Source organism: Streptomyces ambofaciens ATCC 23877 (assembly GCF_001267885.1).
In the GTDB taxonomy this organism is placed as follows: Bacteria; Actinomycetota; Actinomycetes; order Streptomycetales; family Streptomycetaceae; genus Streptomyces; species Streptomyces ambofaciens.
Genome location: NZ_CP012382.1, coordinates 4,548,543 through 4,566,759 on the forward strand (window position 1 = coordinate 4,548,543; position 18,217 = coordinate 4,566,759).

The window sequence follows — 18,217 nt, forward strand, 5'->3', positions numbered from 1 at the left end:
GTGTGAAGGAGCACGTGATGAGCAGAGCCGCGCTGGGCTTGATCGCGGGAATGGCGCTGGGCTTCGCCGCCTACTTCGGGGATTTCCGGGCGTTCCTGCTGGTGTTGGGGCTGGGCGTCGCCGGTCTCGTGGTCGGGCGGCTGACGGAAGGTGATCTCCGGTCGAGCGACTTCGTCCGCCGCCGTGACCGGCAGGAGCGCATCCGTGACGACCGGCGACGGACCCGGGGGGACTGGCGGCGGTAACCGGGCCGAGCCGTCCGGTGTCCGGATGACGCGGGCCGCCGACGGCGGCTCCACCGAGGCCGCGGGTGCCGTCCGGGCCACGGGTGCCCGCGCCGCCACGTCCTCAGACGCGGTGCGCCGCGCCGATGCACTTCTTGGTGAGGTCCGCGCCGATGTACCTCTTGGTGAGGCCGGTGATGAGCTCGCGCGACTTGTCGGGGCTGAGGGCCTGGGCCTGGAGGTGGTCGTACAGCACGCTGTAGTGCTGCACGTCGGACGGCTTCTCCAGGTAGAGGTCGCTGGTGAACCGGTCCAGGTAGACGACCTCCGACGCGGGGCCGCCGGTGAACCGCAGGATGGAGAACTGCCCCGACAGGCCCGGGTGGGCGCCCACGTCGTAGGGGAGGACCTGCACCGTGACGTGGGGCTCGGTGGCGAGGGCGTTCAGGTGATCCAGTTGCTCGCGCATGATGTCGGGACTGCCGACGACGCGGTGCAGCGCTGATTCGTCCAGAACGGCCCACAGGCTCATCGGGCGGGCCGGGTCGTAGATCCGGTGCTGGCGGCGCAACCGGACCTTGAGGCGCGCGGCGGCCTGTTCGGTGGTGACCAGGGGGATCGTTTCCTGGATGACCGTGTGGGCGTAGGCGGGAGTCTGCAGCAGTCCGGGGATGACCAGGGACTCGTAGGTGTGGAGGGAGGTGGCCTCCGTCTCCAGGGCGATGTAGACGCTCTGGGGGATGTCGCCGTAGGAGTGCCACCAGCCCTGCTGCCCGGATTCCCTGGCCATCTCCATCAGGGAGTCGACGACGTCCGGGTCCGTCACCCCGTAGATCGTGCACAGGTCGCGCACGTCACGGGGTCTGATGGCGCGGTTGCCGTTCTCCATGTGGCTGATCTTGGGCTGGGAGACCATGAGCCGCTCCGCCACCTCGGAGCCCTTCAGACCACTGGCCCGGCGGAGCCGGCGCAGCTCCGCTCCCAGATGACGCCTCCTGACGGTGGGGTTGACGTTCGCTGCCACGAGCGGTGTGCCTCCTGCTCCAAATCATCGTGCCGGCCCGCAGATTGCCATGGAACGAGACCTGACGATCGGGTGCCGTGCCGTCCTGTTCGGAGGCGGTGAAAAATGGAATCTGCCCTTGTAATGTGCCTCCCCGCAGAAGCCGTCGGGCGTTTCCGGAATCCGGCTTCCTCCGTCGGGCCCGGTCCCCGCCGGCCCCTCCCCGGCACGGAAAAGGGCGAGGCCCGAAGAGACCCCGCCCACAACACCCGAAACCCCGGCTAGGGCCACACCAGGCAGTACGGCTGATGCCCCGCCTCATGCAGCCGGTGCGAGAAGTCCTGCCACTCGTGCAGCAGCTGGTACACGTTGAACGCGTCCCGCGGACCGCCCCGGTCCGGGACCGTCGACCAGATGAAGGCCGCCGCGCCGACGGCCTCCTCGCCGATGCCGCGCAGGGGGTCGACGACGGTCATCGGGAGTTTCACGACCGCGTAGTCGGGATGCAGGACGACCAGTTCCAGCGGGGGGACCTTGTGCAGGGGGACGCCCTCGATGCCGGTGAGGACCATGGCGGCCATGGTCTCCGGCTTGATCTTGGTGAACATGCCGTTCATCCCGAGCTCGTCGCCGCCGAGTTCCTCGGGGCGCATCGAGATCGGGACGCGGGCCGCGGTCGCGCCGTCGGGCGCGCCGAAGTACTTGTAGGTCACCCCCACCCGACCACCATTCCTGCTCCCCGCCCCCAGCCGGTCGGCCCGCCGGTCGAGCCGGTCGGGCTCGCTCGGGCTGCCGTGTGCCTGACGTGCTTCGGTCGCTTCCTCCGCCTCGCGCCGGTGCCTCCCCCGCCGGGCACGTCGAGGACCCAGGTCGTCGGTCCCCTCGCCCAGTCCGCCACCGCGATGCATATCTCCACCCGACTGCTTTTCTAGGACGCGTGGCCCCCGCCGCGCAACCCGATCATCGTGTCAGTGACCTCCCCCACGGCCGCTCGCCGAAACGTGCGGTGAAACATATGTCCGTCATATGTCCGCAGGCCGCCGGCGACCCCGATCCGCGCCGCCCGCGTGAGCTGCGTGGACGAGCTCCAGTCTGGCAGACGGTACGGCGATCGGGGCGGTTGTCTACCCTGATGAGGTCACCCTGGGCAACCAGCGGTCGTGCGGGGTCCGAGCCGGGCCCGGGCAGCGTCCGATACGTCGGAGAAGGTCGAGAAGGTCGGAGAAGTCGCAGGTCATGAGCGAACTGGCATATCCATACGAAGCACCGGCCTCGCAGGCTCTGTTCGACCGCGCGGCGGCGGTCACGCCCGGTGGTGTGAACTCCCCGGTGCGGGCGTTCCGCGCCGTCGGCGGCACGCCCCGGTTCATGGTGTCCGGCACCGGGCCGTACCTGACCGACGCCGACGGACGGGAGTACGTCGACCTGGTCTGCTCCTGGGGGCCGATGATCCTGGGGCACGCGCACCCCGAGGTGATCGCCGCCGTCCAGGAGGCGGTCGCGCGCGGCACGTCGTTCGGCACCCCCGCCGAGGGTGAGGTCGCCCTCGCGGAGGCGATGGTCGAGCGGGTCGCCCCGCTGGAGGAGGTGCGGCTGGTCTCCAGCGGCACCGAGGCCACCATGTCGGCCATCCGGCTGGCCCGCGGGTTCACGCAACGCACGAAGGTGGTCAAGTTCGCCGGGTGCTACCACGGCCACGTCGACTCCCTGCTGGCCGCCGCCGGCTCGGGTCTGGCCACCTTCGCGCTGCCCGACACCCCCGGCGTCACCGGCGCCCAGGCGAGCGACACGATCGTGCTGCCGTACAACGACCTCGAAGCGGTGCACGCGGCCTTCGCCGCCCACCCCGGCGAGATCGCCTGTGTGATCACCGAGGCCTCGCCCGGCAACATGGGCGTCGTACCGCCGCTGCCCGGGTTCAACCAGGGGCTGAAGGACGCGTGTGCCGCGAACGGCGCGCTGTTCGTCTCCGACGAGGTCATGACCGGCTTCCGCACCAGCCGTGCCGGGTGGTTCGGCGTCGAGGGCGTGGTCCCCGACCTGATGACCTTCGGCAAGGTCATGGGCGGTGGGTTCCCCGCCGCCGCGTTCGGCGGGCGCGCGGACGTCATGGCGCACCTCGCACCGGCCGGGCCCGTCTACCAGGCCGGCACCCTCTCCGGGAACCCGGTCGCCACCGCCGCGGGCCTCGCCCAGCTGCGGCTCCTCGACGACGCCGCGTACGCCAGGGTCGACGCCGTGTCGGAGCAGATCCAGGGCCTGGTCACCGAGGCGCTGAGCAAGGAGGGTGTCGCGCACACCCTCCAGAACGCCTCCAACATGTTCTCCGTGTTCTTCACGGACCGGCCGGTCACGAACTACGAGCAGGCCAAGGCGCAGGAGTCCTTCCGCTTCACCGCCTTCTTCCACTCGCTGCTGGCGAACGGCGTCTACCTGCCGCCGTCCTCCTTCGAGTCCTGGTTCGTGTCCACCGCCCACGACGAGCGGGCCGTCCAGCGCATCGCCGACGCCCTCCCGGCGGCGGCCCGCGCGGCGGCGGAGGCGAGCGCATGAGCCACGACCGCGACCAGGAACTGACCGTCGTGCACGTCATGCGGCACGGCGAGGTCGAGAACCCGACCGGCGTGCTCTACGGCCGCCTGCCCGGTTACCACCTCTCCGATCTGGGCCGGCGCATGGCCGACCGGGTCGCCGAGCACCTCGCCCCGAGGGACGTGACGTACGTCGTCGCCTCCCCGCTGGAGCGGGCCCAGGAGACGGCGACGCCGATCGCCAAGGCGCACGGTCTCGACCTCGCCACCGACGCGCGGCTCATCGAGGCCGAGAACGTCTTCCAGGGCAAGACCTTCGGCATCGGCGACGGCGCGCTGCGCCGGCCCGCCAACTGGAAGCACGTGGTCAATCCGTTCAAGCCGTCCTGGGGTGAGCCGTACGTCGACCAGGTCGTGCGGATGATGGGCGCGCTGGAGGCGGCCAAGGAGCGGGCGCGCGGGCACGAGGCCGTGATCGTCAGTCACCAGCTGCCGATCTGGACCCTGCGCTCCTACGTCGAGCGCCGCCGGCTGTGGCACGACCCGCGCAAGCGGCAGTGCACGCTGGCGTCCCTGACGACGTTCACGTACCGGGGCGACCGCATCGTGTCCGTCGGCTACACCGAGCCCGCCCGCGACCTCGTCCCGGCCCACCTCCTCGCGGGGGCCAGGCCGGTCAAGGGGCAGGGCAAGGCGTACGGGGCCTGAGGGCCCGCGTTCCCGGCCACCGTGCGACCGGCGGTGCGTGACGCTCGTCACGGAATCCGCGCATATTTCCGGAACCCGCCCGTTCGTCCCGTCCTCTGACTGGGTGACCACCAGAGGACGCGACGAACGAGGTTGCGATGCGCACTTCCACCCGCACTCTCACCCGCAGGGGGATGCTCGGACTCGGCGCGGGGGCCGCGGCCGCCGCAGGGCTCGCGGGCTGCGGTACCGGCTCCCACACGTCGTCGGACGGCTCGCACCAGGCCGGCGGTTCCGGGGAGCCCTCGCCCTCCGGCAGCGGCAGGCCCCCCGCGAAGCCCATCGGCGACGGCTCCACGTCGTACACCGGCAAGCAGCCGCACCAGCCGGACGCGCCCGTGCCGCTGGAGCCGGGGGAGACCCCGCCGCAGTTCGTCGTCTTCTCCTGGGACGGGGCGGGCGAGGTGGGCAACGGGCTCTTCCCGCGCTTCCTCGACCTCGCGAAGGAGCACGGCGCGCACATGACCTTCTTCCTCTCGGGCCTGTACCTGCTGCCCGAGTCGAAGAAGCGCCTCTATGACCCCCCGAACAACCCGCGCGGCGCCTCCGACATCGGCTACCTCACCGACGCCCACATCAAGGACACGCTGAAGAACGTCCACCGGGCCTGGCTCGACGGCCACGAGATCGGCACCCACTTCAACGGCCACTTCTGCGGCGGGACCGGCACGGTCGGCAACTGGACGCCGGCGCAGTGGCGCAGCGAGATCGACCAGGCGAAGTCCTTCGTGAAGGAGTGGCGGACCAACACCGGCTGGACCGACCTGCCGTCGCTGCCCTTCGACTACGACAAGGAGCTCGTCGGCGGCCGCACGCCCTGCCTGCTCGGCCAGGACAACCTGCTGGCCACCGCCCGCGAGCTCGGCTGGCGCTACGACGCCTCCTCGCCCGGCGGCCGTCAGGTGTGGCCGGCGAAGAAGGACGGGATCTGGGACCTGCCGTTGCAGCAGATACCTTTCCCCGGCCACTCCTTCGAGGTCCTCTCGATGGACTACAACATCCTCGCCAACCAGTCCGTCAACAGCACCAAGGCGCCCGCCCACCATTACCCGGGCTGGCGCGTACAGGCCACCAACGCCTACATATCCGGCTTCAAGCGGGCATACGAGACGAACCGGGCGCCCTTCTTCGTCGGCAACCACTTCGAGGAGTGGAACGGCGGCATCTACATGGACGCCGTCGAGAACGTGATCCAGCACATCGCGCGGGAGAAGGAGAAGGGGGGCGGCCAGGACATCCGGCTCGTCTCCTTCCGCCAGTTCACCGACTGGCTGGACGTGCAGAGGCCCGAGGTGCTCGCCAGGCTCCGTACCGTCGAGGTGGGACAGCGGCCGGCCGGCGGCTGGAGCACCTTCCTCAAGGAGGCCCCCACACCCTCGGGGAACGTCGCCTGAAATGCGGGTTTCCGCCCCTGAGGGGGGTGCGCAAGATCCCCGGAACGGACATGCGAAACTTTTCACATGAGTGCCGCCAGCCGCGCCCCCCTGCGCTCGAACCGCTCGAACCGGTCGAACCGCTCGCACCGCGCCAGCACCACCGCCCGCGCCCGTCGCCGTGCCGTCCTGACCGCCGGCGCCGCCGCGGTCGCGCTGCTGGCCACCGCCTGCGGCTCCGGCGGCACCTCGGGCGGCGGCGGTGACACCGGCTTCGTCACGGGCGCGGACGGCATCTCCACCGCCGACAAGGGCGAGCGGGCCGACGCCCCCGACCTGTCCGGCAAGACGGTCGACGGAGGTCAGCTCGACGTCGCCGACTACAAGGGGAAGGTCGTCGTCCTCAACGTCTGGGGCTCCTGGTGCCCGCCCTGCCGCGCCGAGGCCAAGAACTTCGAGAAGGTCTACCAGGACGTCAAGGACCAGGGAGTCCAGTTCGTCGGCATCAACACCCGCGACACCTCCACCGGACCGGCCCGCGCCTTCGAGAAGGAGTTCGGGGTCAGCTACCCGAGCCTGTACGACCCGACCGGCAAGCTGATGCTCCGCTTCGAGAAGGGCACCCTGAACCCCCAGGCGATCCCCTCCACGCTCATCATCGACCGGGAGGGCAGGGTCGCCGCGCGCACTCTCCAGGCGCTCAGCGAGGAGAAGCTGCGCAAGATGCTGGAGCCGTTCCTCACCGACGGGGCCGGCACGTCCGGCGAGTCGGAGACGTGACGTGAGCGCTCTGTCCACGCTCGCCGTGGCGGGCAGCAACGGCACGGTGCTCAACGGCGCCCTGCTGGTGGCCCTGCCCGTCGCGCTGCTCGGCGGCCTCGTCTCCTTCTTCTCGCCCTGCGTCCTGCCGCTCGTCCCCGGCTACCTCTCCTACGTGACCGGCGTCACCGGCACCGACCTCGAAGAGGCCCGGCGCGGACGGATGGCCGTCGGTGCCTCCCTCTTCGTCCTCGGCTTCACCGCCGTGTTCGTCTCCAGCGGCGCGCTGTTCGGCTACTTCGGCCAGACCCTCCAGGAGAACCAGGGGGTCCTGAGCAAGGTGCTGGGCGTCTTCATGATCCTCATGGGCGTCTTCTTCATGGGCCTGATGCCCTGGCTCACCCAGCGCGAGTTCCGCTTCCACCGCAAGCCCGTCAGCGGCCTGGTCGGCGCCCCCCTCCTCGGCGCCCTGTTCGGCATCGGCTGGACGCCCTGCATCGGTCCGACCCTCTCCTCGGTGTTGATGCTTTCCTCCCAGCAGGGCACCGCCGGGCGCGGCGCCATACTGACCGTCGCGTACTGCGTCGGCCTGGGCGTGCCCTTCGTGCTCGCCGCGGTCGCCTTCCGCAAGGCGCTCGGCGCCTTCGGCTGGATCAAGCGCCACTACGTGTGGGTGATGCGGGTCGGCGGCGTCATGATGATCGCGACCGGCCTGCTGCTGCTCACCGGCGTGTGGGACAGCATCGTGCAGGACATGCAGACCTGGTCCAACGGCTTCACTGTAGGGATCTGACCGATGAGCGACACCACCACGGGCACGACCCCGACGGCCGCCGAGGACCAGGACCTCGGCGCCGCCGGTTCCCAGCTCTCCACCGCCCCCCGGGAGGAGGCCCCGAACCTCCCCTCCCTCGGCCTGGTCGGCTGGGTCCGCTGGTTCTGGCGGCAGCTCACCTCGATGCGGGTGGCGCTGCTGCTGCTCCTGCTGCTGTCGCTGGGCGCGATCCCCGGCTCGCTGATCCCGCAGAGCGGCGTCGACGAGATGAAGGTCGCCGAGTTCCGCGACCGGCACGACGTCCTCGGGCCGCTCTACGACAAGCTCGGCCTCTTCCACGTCTACAGCTCGGTGTGGTTCTCCGCGATCTACATCCTGCTGTTCGTCTCCCTCATCGGCTGCATCGTCCCGCGCACCTGGCAGTTCGTCGGCCAGCTCCGCAGCCGGCCGCCCGGCGCGCCCCGGCGCCTGGACCGGCTGCCCGCGTACACCACCTGGCGCACCGGTGCCGAGCCCGAGCAGGTCCGCGCGGCCGCGCTCCAGCTGCTGGGCGGGCGCCGCTTCCGCGCCCACACGGTCGGCGACGCCGTCGCCGCCGAGAAGGGCTACGTGCGCGAGGCCGGCAACCTGCTCTTCCACATCGCGCTGATCGTGATGCTGATCGCCTTCGGCTGGGGCCAGCTGTTCAAGTACGAGGGCAACAAGCTGATCCTGGAGGGCGACGGCTTCTCCAACACGCTCACCCAGTACGACGACTTCAAGTCCGGCAACCTCTTCGACCCGGACCACGACCTGACCCCCTTCAGCTTCAGCCTGAAGGACTTCCACGGCACCTACGAGGCGAGCGGCCCCAACCGCGGCACCCCGCGCGTCTACGAGGCCGAGGTCAGCTACAGCGAAGGCGCCTACGGCAAGGAGCGGACGACCACCATCAAGGTCAACGAGCCGCTGGAGATCGACGGCTCGAAGGTCTACCTCACCGCCCACGGCTACGCGCCCATCGTCACCATCAAGGACGCCAAGGGCAACGTCGTCATGGACCACGAGGCGACCGCGCTGCTGCCGCTGGACTCCAACGTCACCTCCTCCGGCGCCGTCATGGTCCGGGACGGCTACCGCAACGCCGAGGGGAAGAAGGAGCAGCTCGGCTTCAACGCCTTCTTCCTGCCGACCTACGGCGGCGAGGGCAGCACGATGCTGTCGACCTTCCCCGCGCTGATCAACCCGATGCTGGCGCTCTCCGCCTACCACGGCGACCTCGGGGTGGACGCGGGCTTCGCCAAGAGCATCTACCAGCTCGACAAGACCAACCTGGAGGAGTTCAAGGACTCCGACGGCAAGCTGTTCAAGAAGCAGCTCAAGGTCGGCGACACCATGACCCTCCCGAACGGCGCCGGCACGGTCACCTTCGACGGCGTCCAGGAATGGGCCAACTTCCAGGTCACCGAGCAGCCCGCCAGCGGCTGGGCGCTCGCCGGTTCCGTCGCCGCGATCCTCGGCCTCGCCGGCTCCCTGTTCATCCAGCGCCGCCGCGTCTGGGTGCGGGCCGTCCAGGGCCCCGACGGGGTGACCGTCGTGGAGATGGCCGGCCTCGGGCGCAGCGAGTCCGCGAAGGTCCCCGAGGAGCTCGGCGACCTCGCCGCGGCCCTGTACGAGCGGGCGCCCGACGCGCCGAAGAACGACGACGACACCCCCGATTCCCCCGACACCCACGTCGTACCTGCCGAAGGGGCTGAGAAGTGACTCTCGCCGCCGCAACCGATCTGGCCGCCGCGACCAACGAGAACCTCGCGAACATCAGCAACACGCTGATCTACTCCGCGATGGCGGTCTACACCCTGGCGTTCTTCGCCTACATCGCCGAGTGGCTCTTCGGCAGCCGCAGCAAGGTGGGACGCACCGCCGCCGCGCTCACCGCGACGGGCGAGACCAAGGCGAGGACCGGCCCGGCGGTCACCGTGCAGAAGGCCGGCGGCACCGCCGTACTGGAGCGGCCGCAGGTCGTCGTGCGCTCGGCGACCGGCTCCCGCGACGTCCCCGACGGCCCGGGGGCGCACGGTGGCACCGTGCAGGGCGACCTGTACGGACGGATCGCCATCTCCCTCACCGCGCTCGCCTTCGTCATCGAGTTCGGCGGCGTGCTCGCCCGCGCCCTGTCGGTGAAGCGGGCGCCGTGGGGCAACATGTACGAGTTCAACATCACGTTCACGACGGTCGCCGTCGGCGTGTACCTGGCGCTGCTCGTCCTGAAGAAGAACGTCCGCTGGCTCGGCCTCCCCCTGACCACCACGGTCCTGCTCGACCTCGGCCTCGCCGTCACGGTCCTGTACACCGCCAGCGACCAGCTCGTCCCCGCGCTCCACTCGTACTGGCTGTACATCCACGTCTCCACCGCGATCTTCTGCGGAGCGGTGTTCTACGTCGGCGCGGTCGCCACGATCATGTACCTCTTCAAGGACAGCTTCGAGAGCAAGCTCGCCTCCGGCGGCACGCCCGGCCGGTTCGCCGCCTCGGTCCTGGACCGGCTGCCCGCCGCGGCCTCCCTCGACAAGTTCGCCTACCGCGTCAACGCCGCCGTCTTCCCGCTGTGGACGTTCACGATCATCGCGGGTGCGATCTGGGCGGGCGACGCGTGGGGCCGCTACTGGGGCTGGGACCCCAAGGAGGTCTGGTCCTTCATCACCTGGGTCGCCTACGCCGGCTACCTGCACGCCCGCGCCACCGCCGGCTGGAAGGGCCGCAAGGCCGCCTACCTGGCCCTGCTCGCCTTCGGCTGCTGGCTGTTCAACTACTACGGCGTCAACATCTTCGTCTCCGGCAAGCACTCCTACGCGGACGTGGGCCTGGGCGCGTTGCAGTCGGTGGGCTTCTGAGTCCTCCCCGGTGAAGGCCGGTTCCGGTGACCGAGGTCACGGGGACCGGCCTTCGTCGTGCGGACGGCCACGGCGAGGAGTCCCGCTCCTAGGGGCGGGCGCGCGCCACGCCGGTGATGATGTCCCGCAGCCGTTCCACGTACAGGCTCAGGTTCTTGTGCGCGACGTCGGTGTCCGGGTGGCGGGCGGCGAACCACAGGCCCTCCGGGAGGCGGGTGACCCAGGCGCACACCTGGTCGCCGTAGGAGACGCGCAGCAGGGCGTACGCCGAGAGGTCCGGCCAGTGGCCGGCGCCGGGGACGCCGCGGGCGTCGACGTAGGACACGATCGAGTACAGGTCCGGTGACACCGGGCGGAAGTCGGTGCCGAGCAGGCGCAGCACCCGGTCGATGGGCATGCGGGACATCCGCCGGTTGGCCTGGAGCTCGGCCCGCACGGTCCGCAGGGCGGTGGGGAAGTCGTGGGCCCGGGCCGCCGGGACCTCGATGGGAGCGCCGCCGACGTACCAGCCCACGGACTCCGACCACTGGGACCGGGACCTGGTGTGGAACGGCACGACCGTGCGGTACACCGGCTCACCGCCGATCTCGTGGACGGCGAGCGCGGTGGCGGCCAGGACGCCGGCCAGGCTGCCTCCGTGGCGTCGGCAGTACGCCTCGAAGGCGGCGGCGTCGGCCGCGTCCACCAGCGGCTCGCGCAACAGCCGCTGTTCGGGCAGCGGGCCGCCCGGCTCCAGGCCGAGGTCGACCGGGAAGGAGGGCAGCCGCCCGTCGCACCGCCGGATGAACTCCCGCCAGCGGGCGACGATGTCGTGGTCGCCGTCGATCCGGTCGGCCTCCGCGCGCTCCGCCTCGCAGAAGTCGACGTAGCTGCCGACCGGCGGCTCCTCCAGGGTGCGGCCCTCGACGCCGGCCCGGTACAGCTCGTGCACCTCGGCGGGGATGCGGTAGAGGGAGTAGGCGTCGACGTTGCTGTGGTCGAAGGCCATGTAGACGCTGACGCCGTCGTCCCGGACGACCGCCGTGTAGATGAGGTTGGGCCAGCGCAGCGCGTCCGCGACGCCGTCGAAGCGTGCCTGGAGGTGGCGGGCCAGGTCCGTCGCGTCCGGGAAGTCCCCGACGTCCTCACGGCGCAGGGCCACCGCGTCCGCGTCGAGCGTGAACCGGCGCATGGTGTCGTCGGCCCCTCCGCTGAAGCGGAAACCGCTGCGCAGCGTCTCGTGGCGCAGGGTCCAGGCGCGCAGCGCCTCCTGGAGCACGTCCAGGTCGACCGGGCCGGGGAGGTCGAAGGCCGTGCCGAGCCAGGTCGGCACGAACAGGCCGTCGTCGCGGAGCGAGCGCGCCGTGCGGATGTGCGACTCCTGGATGTACGCCGGTGGCCGCGCGTCCTCGGGCAGGGCCGCCGCGACCTCGACGGTCGCCGGACTGAGCGTCCACTCGACGAGGTGCCCGGGCCGGATCTCGCAGCGGTGGATGTCGGTCAGTCGCACGAGGGGTCTCCGTTCGCAGATGTAACAGACCCGACCAAGGGAATGCCGTGGGCGCGACCGTGTACCCCGAGTGTCGGCACTCTTCAACGAAACGGATGGCCCCTCGAACGGCGGTACGGTCGCCGCCGTTCACTCCGCCCGGTCGTACCCGAGGTAGGCGTCGAGGGCTCCCGCGCCCGCCAGCATCGCCCGGGTCCGCGCGGTGAGGGCCCGCCCCCGTGCCCCGAGCGCGGCCCGCAGCGCCTCGCTGCTGCCCTCGCGCCGCAGGCCGTCCAGGACGGGGCGGATCTGCTCGAACAGGTGGTGGGCGCCGCGCAGGGTGTGGACGAGCCGGGCGTCCCGGACGTCGGCGGGGTCGAACACCCGGTACCCGGTGCCGCGTTCACGCCGGGGCGTGAGCAGACCCGCCGCCTCCCACACCCGCAGCGCGGACGTCCGTACGCCGATCAGCGCGGCCACCTCGCCGATGCGCAGTCCGCCGGAGCGGGGCGGCGGTCCGGGCTCCTCGCGGGCCAGTTCCTCCAGTGCCGCGCTCGCGGCCCGCAGGGAGACCCGCTCCGCGTGCAGGGCCGCGTGTGCGCCGTCGACGAGCGCGAGCGCGCCCGGTACGTCGCCCTCGTGCACGGTCCGCATGATCCGCGTCGCCGCCACCGGCCCGTACCCCTTCTGCAGCGTCCGGTACGTCAGGAGCGCCTGCCGGTGCCGTTCGCCGAAGACGCGGTAGCCGGACTCGGTCCGGTCCGCCGGGGGAAGGACGCCGGCGTCCTCGTAGTTGCGGATCTGCTGCGTCGAGAGGCCGGCCTGGCGAGCCAGGTCGACGGTGCGCAGCCGGCGGTCGTTGGTCATCGACGAGAAGGGTAGGCCCGGGCGGAGACTGGTGATTCACGCGATGCGGGAAGCGGGGGCGGGCCCCGACACTGCGGGGACCTTGCCACCACCCACTCCCGCACGGAGGTGCCGATGTCCGGCCCGCTCACGAGACGTACGCCGAGAAACCACTCCGTATTGTCATGGCCGCGACGGTTAAGGGGGGCGCTGTCGGGCGTCATCCTGCTGTCGGCGGTCGCCCTGACCGCCGTCCCCACCGCGCTCGCCACCCCCGCGGCCGCGGCCGACGCGCCGACCGTCACCACCCGCTACGGGCAGGTGCGCGGCGCGACGGGGGAGACCACCCACGACTACCTGGGCATCCCCTACGCCGCTCCGCCGGTCGGCGACCTGCGCTGGAAGCCGCCCGCGGCGCCCGAGCGCTGGACGGGCGTCCGTGACGCCACGGCCCCCGGCAACCCCTGCATGCAGGCGAACTCGTCGACCCCCTGGGGCGATCTGGCCGGGCCCGGCACCCCGAGCGAGGACTGCCTCTACCTCAACGTGCACACGCCCACCGCGCGTTCCGTGACGAAGCGGCCGGTGATGGTCTGGATCCACGGCGGCGGCTTCACCATCGGCTCCGGCGCCTTCTACGACGGCGGAAACCTGGCCACCCGGGGCGACACGGTCGTCGTCACCCTCAACTACCGCCTCGGCGCCTTCGGTTACCTCGCCCACGAGGGTCTGGCCGGGGAGTCGCCGGAGGGCATTTCGGGCAACTACGGCCTGCTCGACCAGCAGGCGGCCCTGCGCTGGGTGCGGCAGAACATCGCGGCCTTCGGCGGCGACCCCGGCAACGTCACGGTCTTCGGCGAGTCGGCGGGCGGCGGCAGCGTCTGCCAGCACCTCGTCTCGCCCCGCGCCGCCGGACTCTTCGACCGCGCCATCGCCCAGTCGGGCTGCGGCTTCCCCCTGCCCACCCAGGAGTCGCAGCAGCGCACGGGCGCCTCCTGGGCCGGCTCCGTGGGCTGCGCCGACGTGGCCTGCCTGCGCGCCAAGCCCGCCGGCGAGCTGCTCACGGCCTCGACGGCCCCCACCGCCCGCTGGGTCCCCAACGTCGACGGCCGGGTCCTGCCGCTCCAGATCGCGGAAGCGCTGGAGAGCGGCCGCTTCCACCGCGTCCCCGTCCTCCAGGGGACCACGGCCGACGAGGGCCGCCTCACCGTGGCGACCACCTACGACCTGGCGGGCCGGCCCCTCACCGCGGCCGGATACCCGGTCGCCGTCCGCGCCCTCTACGGCGACCGCGCCGACGCGGTCCTCGCCCGCTACCCGCTGTCCGACCACGGCACCCCCGCCGAGGCCCTGGGCGCGGTGTTCACCGACTCCCAGTTCGCCTGTCTCCAGTCCCGCACGGCCCGGCTGATGGCCGGCCACACCCGGTCCTACCAGTACGAGTTCGCCGACCGGCACTCCATGGACCACCTGAACCTGCCGGTCAGTTTCCCGCTCGGCGCCCCGCACGGATCGGAGATCCGGTACGTCTTCGGCGGCGTCTCGGGCACCCCCGCCCAGAACGCCCTGGCGGCGAAGATGCTCGGCTACTGGACCAACTTCGCCCACACCGGCGTGCCGTACGCGGCGAACGCCCCGCGCTGGAACCAGTACCCGAAGGTGCAGGTGCTCGCCCCCGAGGCGATCACGGCGTCGACGACCTTCCCGCAGGACCACAAGTGCGACCTGTGGCTCCCGTCGGACCAGGCCCGCTCCTGACCGGCTCCAGCACCGCGTAGTCCGTGAAGCAGCGCCGGTAGCGCAGGTGCCGGGTCTCCCGGGTGTGCCCGCGCTGCCACTCCTCCACCTCCTCCGGGCCCCCACGCGGCCCGGAGGAGGCGCCGCAGTCGGCCTCGTCCCCCGACACGCAGCGCGCCTCGTACTCCGGCCACGCGGACGGGTCCTGGACGACCGTGAACGGCACGTACCGGAAGACGCGGCGCGGCGCGTGCGCCTGCCGCTGGTGCCGGGCCAGCAGTACGTCGGCGTCGGTCTCCGCGCTGCCGTCCCCGACGGTCCTGGCGTGGGCGCGCAGGACGGCCAGCTGCGCGCAGAGGGCGCAGCCGGCCACCGGTTCGGGCGGCGGCGGCAACGCGACGAGCGCCCGCGCCGTCGACGCGTCGCTGAGCGAACGGTCGTTGACCGCCCGCACGGTGGCGCTCAGTCGTCCCTCGTGATCCATCGTGCAACCTCCGTGACTCTCGGTGTACCGAGGGTTGCTGAGGGGAGTCGTCCGGAGCAATGCTTGGCGCGTGACACTCGTGGACTGTCACGGAGGAGGTCCGCCGCGTGGGACGGCGCAACGCCGGGAGTTCGGGAGCGAGTACGGCCGCCGTGTTCGGCGAGGTGCTGCGGCACTTCCGGGAGGCCGCGGGGCTCACGCAGGAGGGCCTGGCGGCCCGCATCCCCTGCGATCGCTCGCACGTCGCCCGCGTGGAGGCGGGGTCGCGGGTGCCGCAGGACACGTTCGCCAAGACGTGCGACGAGCTGCTGGGCACGGGTGGGGTGCTGGGGCGGCTGTGGGGGCGGATCGACTGGTATCCGGAGGTGGAGCATCCGGATTGGTTCGAGCGCAGGGCTCGCATGGACGCCGAGGCGGTGGCCGTCCGCGCCTACCAGACACAGGTGATGCCGGGCCTGTTGCAGACGTCCGCTTATGCGACGGCCCTGTTCGGCCGACGCCTCTCGGATGCAGCCGAAGTCGACGAGCGAGTGCGTGCCCGGTTGAGCCGACAGCAGCGCTTCTACGCAGCGGGCGGCCCGCTCTACGTCGTCGTGCTGGACGAGGGTTGTCTGCGCCATGTGGTGGGTGGCACGGCAGTCATGCGGGACCAGTGCGCGCACCTGCTGGCCGTCGGCCGCCTCCCCAACGTACGAGTGCAGGTAGCACCCTTGAGCCGCCCGTACCTCGACCGGCCGGACACCTCGCTGTCGCTCATCGAACTGCCGGGGGGAGAGCGCTGGGTGTACTCGGAGTCGCTGGACCGTGGGCACTTCAGTGACGATCCGACCGTCTTCACCAGGCACAACGCGACCTATGATGTGCTGCGGGCGGATGCGCTGTCAGCCCCTGAGTCCGCCGCTCTGATCAGCGACGTGATGGAAGGGTACGAGTCTCATGAGCAGCCACGACCTGAGCGCGACCACCTGGATCAAGAGCAGCCACAGCGGCGCCAACGGCGGGGACTGCATCGAAATAGCCCCCGGAGTCCCCGGCGTCGTCCCCGTCCGCGACAGCAAGAACCCTGACGGTCCCGTCCTCCTCGTCGGCCGCGCCGCCTGGTCCGCATTCACCGGAACCCGCTTTCTCGTGCTCCGGTGACAGGGGCCCAACTCGCGAGGAAGTCGTCCCCATTGGCGTCGCGATCGAAGGGTACGAAGACCATGGGCAGCCACGAATCCGACGCAACGTTCTGGATCAAGAGCAGCTACAGCGACGCCAACGGCGGAAACTGCGTCGAAGTGGCCCCCGGATTCCACTCCGTCGTCCCCGTCCGCGACAGCAAGAACCCTGACGGCCCCGTCCTCCTCGTCGGCCGCGCCGCCTGGTCCGCATTCACCGGAACCCGCTTTCTCGTGCTCCGGTGACAGGGGCGCCTACCCGGAAAGAACCACGGGGAGAAAGAAACCCAGCCAAGCCCCACCCCTCCCTCCCGCCCACGGCGTCGCCTCACTCGCCTGGGTGAACATCACCGGTTGGGCTGGCTTTCGGGGGCCCCAACTCCCTTACTCTCAGCGCATTAACCGCTGACATATGTCAGCCCCCGAGGGGACTCGCAATCCCCACGAGGGCCTGGCCAACGAGGAAGAACCGCACTTCCTGATGGATACTCCCGACCTTAGCGCGCCCCCGCACGCCCCGTCCGCCCCCGGCGGCAAACACCCCCGATCAGGGGTCACGCACGAGCACGTGCGCCACACCACCAACTTCACCGTGGTCGGCAACCACCTGGCCCAGCACCCGCACCTCTCGCTGCTGGCGATCGGCCTGGGCCTGTACATCCAGTCGGTGCGCGTCGGCACCCCGGTGGACATCAAGAGCCTCACCGCCCGCTTCAAGGAGGGCGCGACCCGTATCGGCGCGGCTCTGAACGAGCTGGAGGAGTACGGCTACCTGCGCCGCGAACGGGAGCGCATCCCGGACGGCCGCATCGTCACGCGGACGGTGTCGTGCAACGACCCGGCAAGCGCGGCCCGGCGTCGCACATCCGGACGCCCGCACGCTCCCGCGCGGTCGGAACGCCCTCCGCGTCGCCCGCCTGCGGCGCCACGCCCGCTGCCCGCCGTACCGCAACCCGGCTGCAAGGCCCCCGCACTCCTGAAACAGGCCACCGATGTCCTCACCGGCCTGCGCCGTCACGACCGCCGCCTGCTGCTCTCGGCCTGCGACACGACCCACCTGGCCCCGGGTGTGGCCGCCTGGCTGGAGCGCGAGGTCAGCCCCGCAGCCGTACGCGACGCCTTGACCACCGGCCTGCCGGCCGAGGGCGTACGCCGCCCGGCAGCCCTCCTGGCCCACCGCCTGACGGTCCAGCTGCCGCCCCCACCACCCGTAGGCCCCCGCCCGGCCGCCGCGCCACCACCGGTCCGGCACCCCCTGCGCAACTGCGACCGCTGCGACCGGGGCTTCCGCGCCCCCGCACACGAACCCCACTGCCGCGACTGCCGCCCACCGCACCTGACCTAGAACGGAACCCCATGGTCGGCTCGTCTCACGAGGCGATGCACCGCATCTTCCAACACGACCCGGGACTCTTCAGCCGCGTCTCCCGCTTCCTGGGGGTCGACATCCCCAGACCCGTCGCGGCGACCACCCTGCCCACCGACCTCACCGAGGCGAGCCCCGTCGAACGCCGGGTCGACACCCTCCTGCGCTTCGAGACTGCCGACCAGGGACCCTTCCTGCTGGCCGTCGAGGCCCAGGGCAAGAAGGACCCGGACAAACCCGCGAGCTGGGCGTACTACGTCTCGTACCTGTGGACGAAGTACCGCCTGCCCACCGCGCTGCTGGTCGTCTGCCAGGACTACGCGACGGCCAAGTGGGCCCAGCAGGCGGTGAGCGCCGGACCGTCCCAGCTACCCACTCTCACCTTGCGGCCCGTGGTCGCGGGCCCGCACAACATGCCGGTGATCACCGACCCGGAAGAGGCCCGTGCCGACCTGGTGCTGGCCAGCCTGGCGGCCATCACACACGCCGCCGAACCGGTCGTGAATGCGATACTGAAGGCCCTGTCCACAGCATTGCGGGACGCGCCGGAAGACGTCGTGGACCCCATCGTCGAATTCACCGCACATGGACTGGGCAACCACCCGGCCAAGCACCTCTGGAGGAACCTGGTGGCCGTGGACCTCTCCTTCTACAAGTCCTACATCTCCGAAGAGATCCGTGACGAAGGCCGGGCGAAAAGCCGGGCCGAGGACATCGTCCTCGTCCTGGAACAGCGAGGCATCTCCATCTCCGACGACGTCCGCGGACGCATCGCGGCGTGCGGCGACCTCGAAGTCCTCCGCTGCTGGCTCACCCGAGCCATCACCGTGTCCACCGCCGAGGCGATCTTCGAGGGCGAGTGACCAGGACC

The 18,217-nt window shown here is 71.2% G+C and carries 19 protein-coding genes; 14 read left to right on the forward strand and 5 right to left on the reverse strand.

Annotated elements, in window-relative coordinates:
• Window positions 1–17 precede the first annotated feature (17 nt).
• Window positions 18–245 (forward strand): hypothetical protein, encoded by a 228-nt coding sequence (locus tag SAM23877_RS20310; protein ID WP_053135154.1) that lies wholly within the window; start codon window positions 18–20, stop codon window positions 243–245.
• 103 nt (window positions 246–348) lie between these two features.
• Here the strand turns inward: SAM23877_RS20310 and SAM23877_RS20315 are convergent, their stop codons facing one another.
• On the reverse strand, window positions 349–1,248 hold the full coding sequence (locus SAM23877_RS20315) for a helix-turn-helix domain-containing protein (protein ID WP_053135157.1): 900 nt from the start codon (window positions 1,246–1,248) through the stop codon (window positions 349–351).
• Between the two features lie 260 nt (window positions 1,249–1,508).
• On the reverse strand, window positions 1,509–2,135 hold the full coding sequence (locus SAM23877_RS20320) for a hypothetical protein (protein ID WP_174532237.1): 627 nt from the start codon (window positions 2,133–2,135) through the stop codon (window positions 1,509–1,511).
• 328 nt (window positions 2,136–2,463) lie between these two features.
• On the opposite strand from SAM23877_RS20320, the gene hemL reads away from it, so the two are divergent.
• The 7 genes from hemL (at window position 2,464) to ccsB (ending at window position 10,285) form a co-directional block, all read left to right on the forward strand.
• Window positions 2,464–3,780, forward strand: a complete 1,317-nt coding sequence (gene hemL, locus SAM23877_RS20325; protein WP_053135160.1) for a glutamate-1-semialdehyde 2,1-aminomutase — start codon at window positions 2,464–2,466, stop codon at window positions 3,778–3,780.
• Window positions 3,777–4,466 carry a histidine phosphatase family protein gene (locus tag SAM23877_RS20330; protein ID WP_053135162.1) on the forward strand — a complete coding sequence of 230 codons (690 nt, stop codon included), beginning with the start codon at window positions 3,777–3,779 and terminating at the stop codon, window positions 4,464–4,466. The genes hemL and SAM23877_RS20330 overlap by 4 nt, the downstream gene beginning before the upstream one ends.
• Window positions 4,467–4,603: 137 nt before the next feature.
• Complete coding sequence (locus tag SAM23877_RS20335; protein ID WP_079030332.1) at window positions 4,604–5,899, forward strand: polysaccharide deacetylase family protein; 1,296 nt, start codon at window positions 4,604–4,606, stop codon at window positions 5,897–5,899.
• Between the two features lie 66 nt (window positions 5,900–5,965).
• Window positions 5,966–6,658, forward strand: coding sequence for a TlpA family protein disulfide reductase (locus tag SAM23877_RS20340; protein ID WP_053135165.1), 693 nt, complete (start codon window positions 5,966–5,968; stop codon window positions 6,656–6,658).
• 1 nt (window position 6,659) lies between these two features.
• Complete coding sequence (locus SAM23877_RS20345; protein ID WP_053135168.1) at window positions 6,660–7,430, forward strand: cytochrome c biogenesis CcdA family protein; 771 nt, start codon at window positions 6,660–6,662, stop codon at window positions 7,428–7,430.
• Between the two features lie 3 nt (window positions 7,431–7,433).
• Entirely contained in the window at window positions 7,434–9,155 is a 1,722-nt protein-coding gene (gene resB, locus SAM23877_RS20350; RefSeq protein WP_053135170.1) for a cytochrome c biogenesis protein ResB, read from the forward strand.
• Window positions 9,152–10,285 carry a c-type cytochrome biogenesis protein CcsB gene (gene ccsB / locus SAM23877_RS20355; protein ID WP_053135173.1) on the forward strand — a complete coding sequence of 378 codons (1,134 nt, stop codon included), beginning with the start codon at window positions 9,152–9,154 and terminating at the stop codon, window positions 10,283–10,285. The genes resB and ccsB overlap by 4 nt, the downstream gene beginning before the upstream one ends.
• 88 nt (window positions 10,286–10,373) lie before the next feature.
• Here the strand turns inward: ccsB and SAM23877_RS20360 are convergent, their stop codons facing one another.
• Together SAM23877_RS20360 and SAM23877_RS20365 are read right to left on the reverse strand one after the other, a co-directional pair.
• The gene (locus SAM23877_RS20360; protein ID WP_053135177.1) at window positions 10,374–11,774 is read right to left on the reverse strand and encodes a condensation domain-containing protein; all 1,401 of its coding nucleotides are present in this window, start codon (window positions 11,772–11,774) and stop codon (window positions 10,374–10,376) included.
• Between the two features lie 129 nt (window positions 11,775–11,903).
• On the reverse strand, window positions 11,904–12,620 hold the full coding sequence (locus SAM23877_RS20365; protein ID WP_053135180.1) for a MerR family transcriptional regulator: 717 nt from the start codon (window positions 12,618–12,620) through the stop codon (window positions 11,904–11,906).
• Between the two features lie 159 nt (window positions 12,621–12,779).
• On the opposite strand from SAM23877_RS20365, the gene SAM23877_RS20370 reads away from it, so the two are divergent.
• Complete coding sequence (locus SAM23877_RS20370) at window positions 12,780–14,357, forward strand: carboxylesterase/lipase family protein (protein WP_244902972.1); 1,578 nt, start codon at window positions 12,780–12,782, stop codon at window positions 14,355–14,357.
• On the opposite strand, the gene SAM23877_RS41340 is transcribed toward SAM23877_RS20370, so the two are convergent.
• Window positions 14,284–14,820 (reverse strand): DUF7848 domain-containing protein, encoded by a 537-nt coding sequence (locus SAM23877_RS41340; RefSeq protein WP_244902973.1) that lies wholly within the window; start codon window positions 14,818–14,820, stop codon window positions 14,284–14,286. The genes SAM23877_RS20370 and SAM23877_RS41340 overlap by 74 nt on opposite strands.
• A gap of 107 nt (window positions 14,821–14,927) precedes the next feature.
• Between SAM23877_RS41340 and SAM23877_RS20380 the strand changes: the two genes are divergently transcribed.
• The 5 genes from SAM23877_RS20380 to SAM23877_RS20395 all read left to right on the forward strand — a co-directional run bounded on the left by SAM23877_RS20380 (window position 14,928) and on the right by SAM23877_RS20395 (window position 18,209).
• Complete coding sequence (locus SAM23877_RS20380) at window positions 14,928–15,887, forward strand: helix-turn-helix domain-containing protein (RefSeq protein WP_053135189.1); 960 nt, start codon at window positions 14,928–14,930, stop codon at window positions 15,885–15,887.
• Window positions 15,835–15,960, forward strand: a complete 126-nt coding sequence (locus SAM23877_RS41345; RefSeq protein WP_244903072.1) for a DUF397 domain-containing protein — start codon at window positions 15,835–15,837, stop codon at window positions 15,958–15,960. Before SAM23877_RS20380 ends, SAM23877_RS41345 begins: the two co-directional genes overlap by 53 nt.
• Before the next feature lie 62 nt (window positions 15,961–16,022).
• Window positions 16,023–16,226, forward strand: coding sequence for a DUF397 domain-containing protein (locus SAM23877_RS20385; RefSeq protein ID WP_053135192.1), 204 nt, complete (start codon window positions 16,023–16,025; stop codon window positions 16,224–16,226).
• A 235-nt stretch (window positions 16,227–16,461) separates the two neighbouring features.
• Entirely contained in the window at window positions 16,462–17,325 is an 864-nt protein-coding gene (locus tag SAM23877_RS20390) for a DNA-binding protein (protein WP_053135195.1), read from the forward strand.
• Window positions 17,326–17,336: 11 nt separating this feature from the next.
• The gene (locus SAM23877_RS20395) at window positions 17,337–18,209 is read left to right on the forward strand and encodes a hypothetical protein (protein ID WP_053135198.1); all 873 of its coding nucleotides are present in this window, start codon (window positions 17,337–17,339) and stop codon (window positions 18,207–18,209) included.
• Window positions 18,210–18,217 lie beyond the last annotated feature (8 nt).